A 14334-nucleotide genomic window follows, 5' to 3' on the forward strand; every position below is an offset into this window, starting at 1 on the left:
GTGAGGCTAACATTTTATTTGCTTTTCAAGGACGCAACCTTTCACTGCGAGTCTCCTAATCGTCTAACCTTCTGCTCAGTGAGTTCCGAAAATTCCCGCAAATCTTTCGTTTTTGCGATAGCCACGCTTGTTGCTGGCGTAGTCGCATTGCCTAAGCTGCTTACTCGAAGTAAGCCTAAGGACGGTACTCGCACGTCGAGTTCCGCGATTCAGCTCAGGCAGGATCCTCGCTCGGTGAGCCGAGAGGATTCGCGGTTCGCGTAACTCTGCGTCCGACAGTTAAACGGCAAACCCTTTCGCGCTATGTCAAAAGTGTTCCCTAAGTGGTCCAATGCGCTGCCACTGAAGATCGTTGTATTTCTCATCATCTTCGTGACGACGCTGCTTGCCGGCATCACCTATTATGTGACGCCTAAGTACACTCGGGTCGGGTACGAGCCGAGCCAGCCTGTGCCTTACGATCACAGCTTTCACGTCGGCGAGCTCGGCTTGGACTGTCGCTATTGCCATGACAAGGTCGACCAATCGGATGTGGCCAACATTCCAGCGGCGGACACCTGCATGAAGTGCCATAGCATGATCAAGACCGACAGCCCGTTGCTGGCGCCGGTGCGCGAGAGCTACGAGTCCGGTCTGCCTATCGCGTGGAAACGTATTCACGAGGTGCCGGACTACGTCTATTTCAGCCACCAGGCTCACGTGACGCGTGGCGTTTCCTGCGTGGAATGTCATGGTCAGGTCAACGAAATGGCGGTGGTGAAGCATGCCGAGCCCATGAGCATGGGCTGGTGTCTCGACTGTCACCGCCACCCGGAAGAAGTTCTTCGGCCCGTCGACAAGGTTTACGATCTCGATTGGGAGCATCCCGGCGGCAAGGTCGCCCAGATCAGGGACGGGCTCAAGCTCGTTGAAGAACGCAACATTACACCTCCTCAAAGCTGCACAGGCTGCCACCGATGAAACGCGCACCTTACACTCATCCTGAAACAGCGGAACTGTCAGGCCCGCGCTACTGGCGCAGCCTAGACGACCTGTCGCAAACCCCGGAATTCCTCGAGCAAGTCGAGCGCGAATTCGGACCGGAAGCTTCGGAAATGAACGAAGTGGATCGTCGCCACTTCTTTAAGATCATGGCGGCGTCCTTCGCTATCGGAGGCATCGGCTTCTCCGGATGTCGCCGCCCGGAGTCGCATATCCTGCCGTATTCCAAGATGCCGGAGCATCAGGTGCCTGGTCAGGCGCTTTATTACGCCACCGGCTTTCCACTGCGTGGGGAAACCTTGCCGCTTTTGGTGGAAACGCATACCGGGCGTCCGACTAAAATCGAAGGCAACGCCGATCACCCGGGCTACCGAGGGGGCACCACCCGCAAGGCCCAGGCGGCCATTCTCGACCTTTACGATCCCGACCGCGCCACGGCCCACGCCAAGGGAGCGGCCAAGCTCAGCAACGCGGACGTCTACGATCTGCTCGCCAAGCTGAACAAGGACTACGCCGCGAACGAAGGGCAGGGCCTGGCGGTGCTGACCGAAAGCGCCAACTCGCCGACGCGTCGCCGCTTGAAGAAGGCGTTTCTTCGGGCCTTCCCGAAGGCTCAGTGGGTCGAATACGACGCCGTCGAAGTCAAAAGCGGAGCCATCGCCGCGGCGCGCTTGACGGGCAACGCTGCCGCTCTGCCCAAGTACGACCTTTCCAAGGCCGAGCGCGTGCTTTCCGTCGATGCGGATTTCCTCGACGAGGAATTGGGCTCGGTCCAGTTCTCCAAGCAGTTCGCCGACGGGCGTCGTTTGCGCTCGAGCTCCGATCAGATGAACCGGCTCTACGCGGTGGAAAGCAACTTCTCCCTCACCGGTGGAATGGCCGATCACCGCAAGCGTCTGGCCTCCAGCCAGATGGTGGCCTTCCTCGCCGCTCTCGCTCTGGAGCTGGAGCTCGGAGTGGAAGGCAACGCGCTCACACCCGTTCTGGAGCCGCTTGCCGCTAAGCTCGACGCGGAAACCAAGGAATGGATCGCCAAGTGCGCCGAAGACCTGGCCGCCCACAAGGGCAAGAGCTTGGTCTTCCCCGGTCAGCACCTCGCTCCGGAAGCCCATGCCTTGGCCCTGCTGATCAATGAAAAGCTGGGCAATCTGCGCCAGACGGTATCCATCGCATTGGTGGACAATGGCCAAGCCGCCAGCATTCGCGATCTCGCCTCGTCCATCGAAGAAGGTGGCGTCAGCTCCCTGCTCATCTCTGGAGGCAATCCCGTTTACAACGCTCCTGCGGACCTCGATTTCGTCGGCTTGCTCGGCAAGGTGGATCAGGTGATTCGTCTCGGCTACTATTTCGACGAGACCTCCGAGGCGTCCACCTACCATATCGCGCAGGCCCACTTCCTCGAAGCTTGGGGCGACGGCGAGACCTACCATGGCGACGTCGTGGCCCAGCAGCCCATGATCCTGCCACTTTTCGACGGGCTTTCGGAAATCGAGACTTTGGCTCGACTCGTCGGCTCGGCCAACGCCGACGGCTACAGCCTGGTTTACGAAACCTTTCAGACCGCCAACGGAAGCGCCGGCAAGCGCGGCTTCGACAAGTTTCTCAACGAGGGATTCCTGACCCGCGGATTTCGCGCCTCGAACGCCAACATCTCAGGTGTTGAGCTGGCGGGCATGCTGCGCGGCTACCAGGCGCCAGCGGCGCCCACCGAAGACTCCTTGGAGGTTCGCTTCCTCAACGACGCTTCGGTGGACGATGGCCGCTACGCCAACAACGGCTGGCTGCAGGAATGCCCCGATCCCATGACCAAGCTGACCTGGGACAACGCCATCATCGTCAGCCCGCGTTTGGCCAAGAAGCTTGAGATCGTGGCCCCGGATTCCATGATTCAAGTGGCTCGCAAGAACCCGAACAAGGTTCGCGACGGACGTCAGTTCGCCCCCGTGGCCACCCTCAAGGTGGGCGGTCGCGAGATCACTGGCGCCATCCACATCCAGCCGGGTCTGGACAACTACACGGTCGTCTTGCCGCTTGGTTACGGACGCTCCAAGACCGGCCGTGTCGGCACGGGCTCCGGCTTCAGCGCCTACAAGCTGCGCACCGCTTCCGCCTTCGTTTCCGGAGCGAGCATGGACCTGACCGGTGACACCTACCAGTTGGCCGAAACGCAGGAGCACTGGTCCATGGAAGGTCGAGCCATCGTTCGCGAAGCCAACCTCGACACCTACGCGAAGGATAGCGAGTGGGTTTCCCACATGGGAATGGAATCCCATTCTCCTGCGGTTTACGGCGACGCGAAGGATGAATCCACGCAAAAGAAGGTAACCACCACCCCGCGTGGCGGCTCCATCTACGAGCATCCGAATCTCACTGGAATCCACCAGTGGGGCATGAGCATCGACCTCAACGTCTGCTCCGGCTGCAACGCTTGCGTGATCGCCTGTCAGAGCGAGAACAACATTCCCATCGTCGGCCGAGACCAGGTACGTCGCGGGCGCGAGATGCACTGGATCCGTCTCGACCGCTACTTCTCGTCCGGATCCTCCGACAATACGGAGATCCCCGAGGACCCGCAGGTTTCCCTCCAGCCCATCGCGTGCATGCAGTGCGAAACCGCGCCTTGCGAGACGGTTTGCCCGGTGAACGCTACGGTTCACGACGAAGAAGGCCTCAACGCCATGGCGTACAACCGTTGCATCGGCACCCGCTACTGCGCCAACAACTGCCCGTACAAGGTTCGCCGCTTCAACTTCTTCGATTACCAGCAACGTCAGCTCGACAAGCTCTATCTGGGGCCGCTCGCTCCCAAGGGCATGCCGGAGCTGGTGCAGATGGCTCAGAATCCGGACGTATCCGTGCGCATGCGCGGCGTGATGGAGAAGTGCACCTTCTGCGTGCAACGCATCAACCAGGCCAAGATCGCCCAGCAGGCCAAGGCCGGAGACAGCGGCGACGTTCGCGTTCGCGACGGAGCGATCAAGGTGGCATGCGAGCAAGCCTGCCCGACGGACGCTATCGTTTTCGGCGATCTGCTCGATACGGAAAGCCGCGTCTCGGTGCAGCGCGACAACGAGCGCACCTACTCGCTGCTCGGCTATTTGAACACTCGTCCGCGCACTACCTTTATGGCGCGAGTCCGCAATCCGAATCCGAAGATGCCAGACTACTTCGACCAGCCGCTTTCCAAGGTGGAGTACAAGAAGAAGGCCTACGGTGACAAGAAGCGCCCAGTGACGGGCATGGATGAAAGCTACGACGCCCATCAGGGCGGTATTTCCAATGATCAAGGCAATGACGGAGGACACCACTAATGGCTAGCGCTAGCTCCCATTCTCACGAAGCGAGACCCGCCATCCTCGAGGAGGTGAATCCGGTCGACATCCCGCGCCAACCGTGCGTGGCGAACGACCGCAGCTTCAACTGGATCACCGAAAAGGTCTGCGGTATCATCGAAGAAAAGACGCCGACTTGGTGGTGGGTGTGCTTTATCATCGCGTGCTGCATCGCCAGTTTCACGGTTGTCGGTCTCGTGTACCTGACCGCCACCGGCGTCGGCGTCTGGGGCTTGGCCAATCCGGTGAACTGGGGGTGGGCCATCGTGAACTTCGTTTTCTGGATCGGCATTGGTCACGCGGGAACGCTGATCTCGGCGATCCTCTGCTTGCTCAGACAGAAGTGGCGCACCTCGATCAATCGCGCCGCGGAGGCCATGACCATCTTCGCGGTGGTTTGCGCGGGCCTGTTTCCCGTCTTCCACGTGGGCCGCGTCTGGTTCGCTCTTTATCCGGGCTACCTGTTCCCATTCCCGAACGCCAACGCCATCTGGCCGAACTTCCGTTCGGCCCTGCTGTGGGACGTGTTCGCGGTCTCGACCTACGGTACCGTATCGGTGCTGTTCTGGTACATCGGTCTGATTCCCGACTTCGCCACCGTGCGCGACCGGGCGAAGAGCAAGATCCGCAAGATCGCCTATGGCATCGTGGCCATGGGCTGGCGCGGCTCGAATCGCCACTGGAGCAACTACGAAATGCTCTACCTGCTCTTGGCAGGTCTCTCCACGCCGCTGGTACTCTCGGTGCATACCATCGTATCCTTCGACTTCGCCATCTCTCTGGTCCCGGGCTGGCACACCACCATCTTCCCGCCTTACTTCGTGGCAGGGGCGATCTTCTCCGGTTTCGGCATGGTTTTGACGCTGATGCTGCCGCTGCGCGCCGTTTATGGCCTGCAGGATCTCATCACGCAGTACCACATCGATTGCATGACCAAGATCGTTTTGGCCACCGGCACCATGGTCGGCTACGCCTACGGGATGGAGTTCTTCATCGCGGCGTACGGGGCCAACGACTTCGAAATCTTCGCCTTCGTGAACCGCGCCTTCGGCAACTACGCCTGGGCTTATTGGATCATGATCTCCTGCAACGTCATCTCGCCGCAGTTCTTCTGGTTCAAGAAGATCCGCGAGAACACCACGCTGGTTTGGGTGATTTCCATCTTCGTGAACGTGGGCATGTGGTTTGAGCGCTTCGTCATCACCGTGACCTCGCTCTCTCGCGACTTCCTGCCATCCAGCTGGGGCTACTACAGCCCGACGGTGGTGGACATCTTCACCTATCTCGGAACCTTCGGTCTGTTCTCGGTGCTGTTCCTCCTGTTCCTACGTTTCGTGCCATTGATGGCCATGGCGGAAATCAAGGCGGTCACTCCTCAAGCTGACCCTCACCACCACTAATCTCTAACGTCGACTCCTCTATCAAATGGCGGACAAATTTGGAATACTCGCTAAGTTCGACACCCCGGCCGACATCATGCATGCGGCGGAAAAGGTGAGGGACGCCGGCTATAAATGCTGGGACGTGATCACGCCGTTTCCCATCCACGGGATGGATGCGGCCATGGGCTTGAAGCGCTCGCTGGTCCCGCGTTTCACCATCTGCGGCGGTACGCTCGGATTCATCACCGGGATGAGCATGATCTTCATCACTAACGCGTCTAGTCTGGAACTCCCGTTCTACATCAAGGGCTATGAGATCCTGGTTGGCGGCAAGCCGCTGTTCAGCCCCTTTTTCGCGTTTCCGGTTTCCTACGAACTCACCATCCTCTTCTCGGCATTCGCGTCCATCGCTGGCATGTTCATCCTGAACAAGCTTCCGATGCACTACCATCCGGCGCTGAAGATCGACAAAGTGGCCGAAGCCTCGGACGACAAGTTTTTCCTCTACATCGAGAAGAACGATCCGCAGTTCGACGACGCCAAGACGCGCGCCTTCATCGAAGGCCTGCATCCGGTGGAAATTTCCGACATGGAGGACTAACGCGATGCGCTACGTATACCTGACATTTATTCTCATCGTCGTGGCGGTGGTTTCCGTTCTCGGATTCCGCGGCACGAAGTTCACCAAGCCGCCGATCGAGGTCTTTGACGACATGGACCACATGCCGAAGTACCAGCCTCAAGCGGAAAGCGCTTTTTTCGCGGACGGACGCGTCGACCGTCTCCCAGTGCCGAACACGGTGGCTCGCGGAACCTTCATCGAAAACGAGTTCATGGCGACCGGAAAGGTCGACGGCGCGTTCGCCAACGGTTTCCCCATCGCGGTCGACAACGCGGCCATGGAGCGCGGGCAGGAACGCTACAACATCTACTGCACCGTCTGTCACGGGGCGACGGGCGATGGCGCCGGACGTACCGCGGACTATGGCATGACTGCGATCGCGAATCTCACTGCCGCTCCCTATACCGATATGAAGGACGGAGAGATCTTTCACTACATCGGGCATGGCAGCCGTAGCGGACGCATGTATGGCTACAAGGAAAAGCTTTCGGTCGAAGACCGCTGGAAGGTCGTTCTCTACGTTCGCGCATTGCAGCGGGCGGCGAACGGCTCGGTGAATGATTTAACTCCCGCGACTAAGGAGGAGCTAGGACTATGAGTGCAGTTCGCGACGATTCGCTTCCGAATCCCAAAAAATGGCTGATGGTCGGCGCCGTTGGCCTGATCGTAGCCCTGATCGGCTTTTTCGTCGATTCGCGCATGGCGGCTTTCTGCTACCTGATCGGCATGCTCTTCACTTCGTCGATCGTCATCGGCATGTTGTTTCTGGTGATGATCCACCACATCTTCGACGCCTATTGGTCGACGATCATTCGTCGTCAGGCGGAGAACTTCCTGGCTGCCCTGCCTTGGCTGGGGCTGCTGTTCATCCCTCTCTTCCTGATCACCTACCTTGGAGCTCAGGACACCGTATGGATCTGGATGAATCCGGACCACGTGCTGCACGGTCACGGAACCGTAGGGGAGGACATTCTCTACCAAAAGAAGACCTGGTGGTTGAGCGAACCTTTCTTCTGGGCCCGGGCGGTGCTTTGCTTCGCTGCCTGGATCTATCTGGCTCGCGTCTTCCGGCGCAACTCCATCTCCCAGGACGCTGACGGCTCTGCGGAGCACACCTTTTCCAGCCGCAAGCACGCGGCAGGCGGACTGGTAGTGGTCGCTTTGACTTGGTCGTCCTTCGGCTTCGACTGGATCATGAGCTTGGAGTACCATTGGTTCTCCACCATGTTCGGGGTATGGTTCTTCGCCAACGCCATGCGTGCGGCGCTCGCGGTTCTCGTGCTCGTGGCGGCGTTTCTGGTGGCGAAGGGACCGCTCAAGGGCATCTTCAACACCAAGCACCTGCATGACCTCAGCACCCTGTGTTTCGCCTTCACGGTATTCTGGGCGTACATCAGCTTCTCGCAGTACTTCCTGATCTGGAACGGCAACATCCCGGAAGAAACCTTCTGGTACAACTTCCGCGAGCAAGGCATGTGGTGGGAAGTTTCCATGTTCCTCATTTTCGGCCACTTCCTCTTTCCGTTCCTCTACATGCTGCAGTTTCCGCTGAAGACCAAGTACGGACCGATGGTATTCATGGCTTGCTGGATCCTTTTCATGCAGCTTTTCGACATCATTTTCAACGTGCTGCCATCCCTGAAGGACGCTCACGATCATCCGGTCGACTTCATTCACCACCCGCTCGGTCTGCTTTGGCTGGTCGCGGCGTTGGTGGGAGGCGCGGGCGTTCTCCTTTGGGCCTATTGGAGCAGCTTCCACAAGGTTAAGATCATTCCGATTCGCGATCCGCGCATCGGCGAGTGCCTGAATCACAACCACTAAGCGTTTACGAAATGAGTGCCCAAGCTCACACACCCTCTCGTAGTTCCTTTCCGGTCGTGGTAGCGATCGTCGGCAGTTTCCTGCTCTTCTGGTTCCTCACCAGCGAAGTGTATGTCGACGAGCCCGAAGCTGCCGCTCCGGCCGCTCTCGACATCCCGACCCTCGCGGAGCACCAAGGCAAGGCGGAGTCCGCTCTGGAAAGCTATTCGGTAACCGATGCGGCGAACGGCAAGGTTCGTCTCTCCATTGAGCGAGCTAAGGAACTCGTGATCGCGGAAAAGGCGAAGTAGGGCGACGCTTCGGTTTCGACTACGGCTTGCGACGTTTAGCTTATGAATTTGATCTGCAACCTCTTCTCATCGCTCTTTCCGACTTTGGAAGGCTCGGCCGCCGATCGCGACCGTGAGCAGGCGATCGATTCGTCGATACGGTTCGCGGTTCTTGGGTTGGTCAAAGGCTCGGTCTTCTGGCTGCTTATCAGTTCGGTGCTTGGTTTGGTCGTCTCCATCAAGCTGCACAGCCCGGACTACCTCGGCGACTCGGAGTTCCTCACCTACGGAAAGGTCTATCCAGCTTTTTGGAACGCCCTGGTTTTCGGTTGGCTCTTCAATGCGGGACTCGCCTGCTGCGCCTGGATTTTGGCCCGCCTTTCCGGCCGTCCCTCGGGCAATAGCGGATTGCTGGCGATTTCCAGCGGAGCTTGGAACGTCGCGGTGGTGATCGGTTTGATCGGCATTTTCCGCGGTGAACTGAGTCCCTACCGCATGTTGGAGTTCCCGTCCTATGCGGCGCCGTTTCTCTTCGCTGCCTTTGGAGGTATCGGCTTGTGGATCGTTCTCACCTTCAAAGCCCGCGCCTACCGGTCGGCCTTCGCTTCCCAGTGGTACGCGTTAGCGGGCGTGTTTTCCTTCGTCTGGATCTACACCGTGGCGCAAGTCATGATTTTCTGCCTGCCCGCGCAAGGGGTTTTCCAAGCGGTCGTGGCTAGCTGGTTCAAGGGGAATCTCTTCGGATTGGTGATCGCTCCGTTCGCCTTCGCGACGATCTACTACTTGATCCCCAAAGCTCTTGGGCAGCACATCGTCGGCTACCGTCAGGCGGGCATCGCTTTCTGGAGCTGGATCATCTTTTCCAGCTGCAGCGGCCTGGCTGCCTTGGTGAGTGGTCCGTTCCCGGCTTGGGTGGCGTCAGTCGGCGTGGTGGCAAGCTTTGGCCTGTTCCTGCCGATCACGATCTTCTCCATGCAGTTTCTTTCCAGCTTGCTGGCGAGCTTTTCCAAGATTTGGGATACCATATCCATCCGATACATCTTTTACGGGGTGGTGGCCCTCATCGCTTCCACGCTGTTGATCATCGTCGGTTCGCTGCGCAGCGTGCAGGACACGGTGCAATTCAGCCAGTTCGATGACGGAGTGCGCTTCCTGTTTCTAGCTGGATTCGCGGGCATGAGCTTCATGGGAGCGCTCTACTACATACTGCCGCGATTGCTGAACAAGGAGCTGGCGAGCGCCGGATTGGCCGACCTTCAGTTCTGGGTGCAGGGCCTGTCGATTTTCGTCATTGCGCTCTGCGCCATCACTGGCGGCATCGCTCATGGATCCTTGCTTAACGGCAGCACAGCCGATGCCGTAGCGATACTGCAGAGCACTCAGTCCTACCTTGTTCTCGCCACCATTGGCTACGCAATGTTCCTGTGCGGCAGCATGGCATATGTCGTATCCTTCACGTGGATGCTCCTAGCTCCACGCAGCGAAAAGGAAAAGTCCGCTGACCTGATCAAGTCGGCTCCAGAACTGGAGTACACTCCACTATGAACAGAGGTCCTTTCATATTTCTCGGAGTCCTCATCGTAGTCTCGCTCTCCTGGGCTTTGACTTTGGTGAAACCCATTTCCGAAGCTGGCAATCTCTCCGCCATCGGCTCGGGCGCTGATCGCATTCCCAGTCTGATGACGGGAGCGGAGCACCAAGGTCGGGAAACGTATCAGGAGCTGGGTTGCGTGGCCTGTCACACCCAGCAAGTGCGGGCGGTCTCCGGTTCGGATGTGGAACGCGGCTGGGGCGAGCGCCAGACCGTGGCGCTTGATTACATCGACCAATCGCCAGTCTTCACTGGCGACAATCGCTTTGGACCGGATTTGACCAATGTCGGGGCTCGTCGCCCTGACGTGGACTGGCACCTTTTGCATCTTTACAATCCCCAGATCACTTCGCCTGGCTCCAACATGCCGCCGTACGGTTTTCTTTTCGAGACCCGTCAGATCGTGGGCGAGGCTTCCGAGCGCGCTTTGGACCTCCCGCAGGCTTTCGCTGTCGCTCCAGGGTACGAAGTGGTTCCCACCCGACGAGCGGAAGCGCTCGCCGCTTACTTGGCTAGCCTGAATATCAGCTACGAGATCGAGACCGCGCCGTCTCCTGAAAAGCTCTCCTACAAGTAATGGAAGACAATCGCAACCAACAGGAACTGCCTGAGCTCGACGCCAGCCGTGCCAATGACGAGAGCGTCATTCGGGTGCACGCCCAGATCCGTCGCACTCCCATTGCCGGCTCGCCCATAGCGTTCTTCACGACCATCGCCCTGATCATCGTTTTCGTCTTTGGCTGGTTCTACTTCCGTCGTTATTTCGCGGGAGGGGATAGTCACGCCTACGTGGCGGACCGCGAACAGATCGCGGCCATGGAAGCGTACCTGAACCGACCGAAGGAACCTGCCGGACCGGTAGTCGTCGACGGGGGAGCTCTGTACGCTCAGCAGTGCTCGGCCTGCCACCAGGCGAACGGGCAGGGGCTCGCGGGCGCGTTTCCTCCTTTGGCCGGATCCGAGTGGGTGACCACGGGTGACGGCGAGCTGCCGATCAAGATCCTGCTCTCCGGTCTCGGCGGAGAGATCACCGTAAAGGGGCAGACCTACAACGGCGCCATGCCCGCTTTTGGAGCGGTCTTCGACGATGCTGAAATCGCGGCGGTGGTGAACTACATCCGCGGCTCCTGGGATAATGAGGCCAGTGAAGTGACGGCGGAGCAGGTGGCTGCGGTGCGAGCGGATACCGGATCGCGCGGGACTTGGACCGCTGCGGAGCTGCAGAGCCACTTCGAATAGCGAGAGCGAGGTCGCTCAACATCGAATTTGAAACTGCCGTGGGCTCGCCTCGGCAGTTTCTTTGTAGGTGGACAAATGCGTTCGAAGGTCGTCTCGCCCTAGGAAAAGGGAGTCGAGCTGTCCTTCGGCTACTTGCTTTGCGAGAGCTCTACGGAGCGACTGACTGCGTCGCCGGCTGAGGTGTCCATGATCTGGGGAAATCCGTTGCGGTCGAGACTGGTCAGCAGGGCGTGGGTCACGCCATTTGGCGAGACGACCTCATCGATGAGGTCCTGAGGGTCGCGTCCGCTGGCGTTGAAGAGCTCCATGGATCCGATCGCGGTTTCCGCGGCCAGCTTCATAGCGAGAGTCTTGTCGAGTCCGCGCTTTTCTGCCGCTTCGCCGAGCAGTTGCACGATGCGGAAATAGAAGGCGGGGCCGCAGCCGTTGATCACCGTGGCGATATGCAGCTGCTCTTCCGCCACTTCATAAGCGGTACCCAAGGAGGAGAGAATGGCTTCGACGGTCTCTTTCTCCTGGGCGCTGGGATCCTTGCTGAAGCAGTAGGTGGAGACGCCTTTTCCGATCTGCGACGGCGTATTGGGCATGACCCGGACCAGGTTGGCCGCGTCTGGCGCGACGGCCTGCATGGATTCGAGGGTGCGTCCGGCGAGCACGGAGATGACGAGTTTCCCCGCCAAGGCGTTCGCTTCCTCCTTGGTGATGGTTTCGAGGTGTTGCGGCTTGAAGGCGAGGATGACGACATCGGAATTCTCGATGAGTTCGCGCTTGCTGGCCGCCACGCTGCCGCCGGTTTTCTGCGCCATGATTTCGGCGCCCTTTCCGGAGGCGCTGACGCAGCGGAGGTCTGCGGGGGCGCAGATGCCTTTGGCGACGAGACCGCTCGCAATGGCGCGGCCCATGTTTCCAGCTCCAATGAATCCTATTTTAAAACTCATGCCATCGATGAGGAAGGGGAGTGCGGGAGAAGTCAACGAAAGGCAAAAAAGCCTCCGTCGCTGGGAGCGAGGAGGCTTTATCAAGCGATGCGTGGGCGGGCCAGCGCTCTAGTCATTTTCATCCCGATCGATGGGATGGCTGAAACGGACGGTGACGCCGGGAGCCCCCTCGGTATCGGCGATTTGGATTTCGCCGCCGAGCGTGCGGATGGCGTGGCGAGCGACGGTGAGTCCCATACCCACTCCGACCGTGTTCTTGGTGCTGATGAAGGGCTCGAACATGTTTTCCTCCACCTCTGGATCGATGCCGCGGCCTTGGTCGATGAGCAGGAATTCGATGTCGGGGCCTTTCTTGGCGATCTTTAGCTCGATGGGGCGGGCTCCGGCGTGGTCGGACCCGTAGCTTTCCCATGCGTTGATGATCAGTTTCGAAAGCGCGTCTTCAAAGGCCTCGATGTTGGTGCGTATAAAGATTTCGCCTAGATTGTTTTCGATGCTGATATCGTACTCGCGGTTGCTGTCTTCGCGTGCCCGACGGATGCTGCCGCTGATGAGGCGCTCCAGACTCATCTCGTGCAGCGGCAAGCGCGTGGTGAAGGCCACGGTGCTGAGCTGCTTGATGATGCCGACGATGCGGTTGGAAGCGGACTCCACTCGGGCGATGTTCTTGAGCACCTTGTCTGGGTCCTTGTAGTTGACTTTGGCCAGCTCGAGGTAGCCCATGACCACGCCCAGCAGGTTGTTGAGGTTGTGAGCGATGCCTTGAGTGAGGGCGCCGATGGCGGCGGAGCGCCGAGATTCGCCGAGGCGGCGGGTCAGCTCCACGTTGGCTTTGTTGATGGCCAGATAGTTGAGCTGGGTGCGCACGCGGGCGATGGTCTCGTCCAGATCGATCGGCTTGGTGATGTAGTCCACGGCGCCAGCTTCGAGACCTTCGAGCTTTCCCTTTTTGGAATTGTGGGCGGTGACGAAGATGACCGGGATGGCTTTGGTTCGCTTGTCCTCGCGCAGCTTTTGGCAGACCGCGAAGCCATCCATGCCGGGCATCATCACGTCGAGGAGGATCAAGTCGGGTCGTTCGCTGCGGGCGACCTCGAGACAGTCTTCGCCATTGTCAGCAGTCAGAACGTGGATCCCATCCCATTCGAGCTTTCGTTGGAGGAGTTGGATATTGATTGGCTCATCGTCGACGACGAGCACGCTGCGTTGGCTTTCTGAGATGTCGCTCATGCGGTCTTCTAGGTGGAAACAAGGAGTCGGAGCTAGGAACTTGACTGAAGTTTATAGGCTTTGAAAGTGTTTTTCATCAGCATTGCCACAGTCATGGGACCGACTCCCCCGGGCACCGGCGTGATGCGAGACGCCAGGGGCTCCACCGCGGCGAAGTCGACGTCGCCGACCAGCCGATAGCCGTTTTTCTTGCTCGGATCCTCCACGCGATTGATGCCCACGTCGATCACCACGGCTCCTTCCTTGACCATGTCGGCGGTGACGAAGTTCGGTCGGCCGATGGCGGCGACCACCACGTCGCCCGATTTGACCACCTCGGGAAGGTTCCGGGTGCGGGAGTGGCAAACGGTGACAGTCGCGTTGGCATGGGGGCCTTTTTGCATGGCCAGCAAGGCGAAGGTTTTTCCAACGATGAGACTGCGTCCGATGACCACCACGTGCTTGCCTTCGAGCGAAATGCCTTCGCGTTGGCAGATTTCGATGATGCCAGCAGGGGTGCAGGAGGCGAAGCCGTTGGGGTCCTCCTGGACCACTCGGCCGGCGTTTTGCACGTGGAATCCGTCCACGTCCTTGTTGGGGTGGATGCGGTTGAAAGCTTCCTGCTCGTCGAGCTGGGAAGGCAGGGGAGACTGGATGAGAATGCCGTGGACCTCGGGATCGGCGTTGAGCTCGTCCACCTTTTTGATCAGCTCCGCTTGCGTGATGCTTTCGGGCAGTTCGAAAAGCAGCGGCTTTATGCCAATCTTCTCGGCGGTGCGGTTCTTGGAGCGCACGTAGGAGACCGAGGCGGGATCCTCTCCTACGCGAATGAAGGCGATGCAGGGCTTTGGCCCTTCGATCTTGGCGACCTCTTCGGTCAGTTCGGTGACGATATCCTTGGCGATCTGTTTTCCGTCGATCAGTTTCATGGATGGATCAGGGCTTTG

13 protein-coding genes are annotated in these 14334 nt (G+C 59.2%); 10 read left to right on the top strand and 3 right to left on the bottom strand.

All coding sequences use genetic code 11. From position 1 onward, the window contains the following. Positions 1-303 precede the first annotated feature (303 nt). The 10 genes from QEH54_RS08090 to QEH54_RS08135 are packed head-to-tail and all read left to right on the top strand — an operon-like array spanning position 304 to position 11240. The gene (locus tag QEH54_RS08090) at positions 304-960 is read left to right on the top strand and encodes a cytochrome c3 family protein (protein ID WP_309018150.1); all 657 of its coding nucleotides are present in this window, start codon (positions 304-306) and stop codon (positions 958-960) included. Then, positions 957-4292, top strand: a complete 3336-nt coding sequence (locus QEH54_RS08095) for a TAT-variant-translocated molybdopterin oxidoreductase (RefSeq protein ID WP_309018151.1) — start codon at positions 957-959, stop codon at positions 4290-4292. The genes QEH54_RS08090 and QEH54_RS08095 overlap by 4 nt, the downstream gene beginning before the upstream one ends. Then, positions 4292-5713, top strand: a complete 1422-nt coding sequence (nrfD, locus tag QEH54_RS08100; RefSeq protein WP_309018152.1) for an NrfD/PsrC family molybdoenzyme membrane anchor subunit — start codon at positions 4292-4294, stop codon at positions 5711-5713. Before QEH54_RS08095 ends, nrfD begins: the two co-directional genes overlap by 1 nt. A 25-nt stretch (positions 5714-5738) precedes the next feature. Next, positions 5739-6296, top strand: coding sequence for a DUF3341 domain-containing protein (locus QEH54_RS08105; RefSeq protein ID WP_309018153.1), 558 nt, complete (start codon positions 5739-5741; stop codon positions 6294-6296). 4 nt (positions 6297-6300) lie between these two features. Further along, positions 6301-6915 (top strand): c-type cytochrome, encoded by a 615-nt coding sequence (locus QEH54_RS08110; RefSeq protein WP_309018154.1) that lies wholly within the window; start codon positions 6301-6303, stop codon positions 6913-6915. After that, a complete protein-coding gene (locus QEH54_RS08115; protein WP_309018155.1) occupies positions 6912-8141 on the top strand; it encodes a hypothetical protein in 1230 nt (409 codons plus the stop codon). The genes QEH54_RS08110 and QEH54_RS08115 overlap by 4 nt, the downstream gene beginning before the upstream one ends. A gap of 11 nt (positions 8142-8152) precedes the next feature. Next, complete coding sequence (locus QEH54_RS08120) at positions 8153-8431, top strand: hypothetical protein (protein ID WP_309018156.1); 279 nt, start codon at positions 8153-8155, stop codon at positions 8429-8431. A gap of 42 nt (positions 8432-8473) precedes the next feature. Beyond that, entirely contained in the window at positions 8474-9955 is a 1482-nt protein-coding gene (locus QEH54_RS08125) for a cbb3-type cytochrome c oxidase subunit I (RefSeq protein ID WP_309018157.1), read from the top strand. Then, the gene (locus QEH54_RS08130) at positions 9952-10578 is read left to right on the top strand and encodes a cbb3-type cytochrome c oxidase subunit II (protein ID WP_309018158.1); all 627 of its coding nucleotides are present in this window, start codon (positions 9952-9954) and stop codon (positions 10576-10578) included. Before QEH54_RS08125 ends, QEH54_RS08130 begins: the two co-directional genes overlap by 4 nt. Beyond that, positions 10578-11240, top strand: a complete 663-nt coding sequence (locus QEH54_RS08135; protein WP_309018159.1) for a cytochrome c — start codon at positions 10578-10580, stop codon at positions 11238-11240. Before QEH54_RS08130 ends, QEH54_RS08135 begins: the two co-directional genes overlap by 1 nt. A gap of 128 nt (positions 11241-11368) precedes the next feature. Here QEH54_RS08135 and proC read toward each other — a convergent pair whose 3' ends face one another. From proC to folD, 3 genes are all read right to left on the bottom strand, one after another. Continuing rightward, a complete protein-coding gene (gene proC, locus QEH54_RS08140) occupies positions 11369-12178 on the bottom strand; it encodes a pyrroline-5-carboxylate reductase (RefSeq protein ID WP_309018160.1) in 810 nt (269 codons plus the stop codon). Between the two features lie 108 nt (positions 12179-12286). After that, a complete protein-coding gene (locus QEH54_RS08145; RefSeq protein ID WP_309018161.1) occupies positions 12287-13408 on the bottom strand; it encodes a hybrid sensor histidine kinase/response regulator in 1122 nt (373 codons plus the stop codon). Between the two features lie 32 nt (positions 13409-13440). After that, positions 13441-14316 carry a bifunctional methylenetetrahydrofolate dehydrogenase/methenyltetrahydrofolate cyclohydrolase FolD gene (gene folD / locus QEH54_RS08150; protein ID WP_309018162.1) on the bottom strand — a complete coding sequence of 292 codons (876 nt, stop codon included), beginning with the start codon at positions 14314-14316 and terminating at the stop codon, positions 13441-13443. Positions 14317-14334: the final 18 nt, after the last annotated feature.

This window comes from Pelagicoccus sp. SDUM812003 (assembly GCF_031127815.1).
GTDB lineage: Bacteria > Verrucomicrobiota > Verrucomicrobiia > Opitutales > Opitutaceae > Pelagicoccus.

Excerpts from the sequence above, each read along its gene's own strand:
- nrfD (WP_309018152.1), top strand. The coding sequence starts at position 4,292 with ATGGCTAGCGCTAGCTCCCATTCTCACGAAGCGAGACCCGCCATCCTC.
- QEH54_RS08120 (WP_309018156.1), top strand. The coding sequence starts at position 8,153 with ATGAGTGCCCAAGCTCACACACCCTCTCGTAGTTCCTTTCCGGTCGTG.
- QEH54_RS08110 (WP_309018154.1), top strand. The coding sequence starts at position 6,301 with ATGCGCTACGTATACCTGACATTTATTCTCATCGTCGTGGCGGTGGTT.
- QEH54_RS08135 (WP_309018159.1), top strand. The coding sequence starts at position 10,578 with ATGGAAGACAATCGCAACCAACAGGAACTGCCTGAGCTCGACGCCAGC.
- QEH54_RS08105 (WP_309018153.1), top strand. The coding sequence starts at position 5,739 with ATGGCGGACAAATTTGGAATACTCGCTAAGTTCGACACCCCGGCCGAC.
- QEH54_RS08125 (WP_309018157.1), top strand. The coding sequence starts at position 8,474 with ATGAATTTGATCTGCAACCTCTTCTCATCGCTCTTTCCGACTTTGGAA.
- QEH54_RS08090 (WP_309018150.1), top strand. The coding sequence starts at position 304 with ATGTCAAAAGTGTTCCCTAAGTGGTCCAATGCGCTGCCACTGAAGATC.
- folD (WP_309018162.1), bottom strand. The coding sequence starts at position 14,316 with ATGAAACTGATCGACGGAAAACAGATCGCCAAGGATATCGTCACCGAA.
- QEH54_RS08095 (WP_309018151.1), top strand. The coding sequence starts at position 957 with ATGAAACGCGCACCTTACACTCATCCTGAAACAGCGGAACTGTCAGGC.
- QEH54_RS08130 (WP_309018158.1), top strand. The coding sequence starts at position 9,952 with ATGAACAGAGGTCCTTTCATATTTCTCGGAGTCCTCATCGTAGTCTCG.
- QEH54_RS08115 (WP_309018155.1), top strand. The coding sequence starts at position 6,912 with ATGAGTGCAGTTCGCGACGATTCGCTTCCGAATCCCAAAAAATGGCTG.
- proC (WP_309018160.1), bottom strand. The coding sequence starts at position 12,178 with ATGAGTTTTAAAATAGGATTCATTGGAGCTGGAAACATGGGCCGCGCC.
- QEH54_RS08145 (WP_309018161.1), bottom strand. The coding sequence starts at position 13,408 with ATGAGCGACATCTCAGAAAGCCAACGCAGCGTGCTCGTCGTCGACGAT.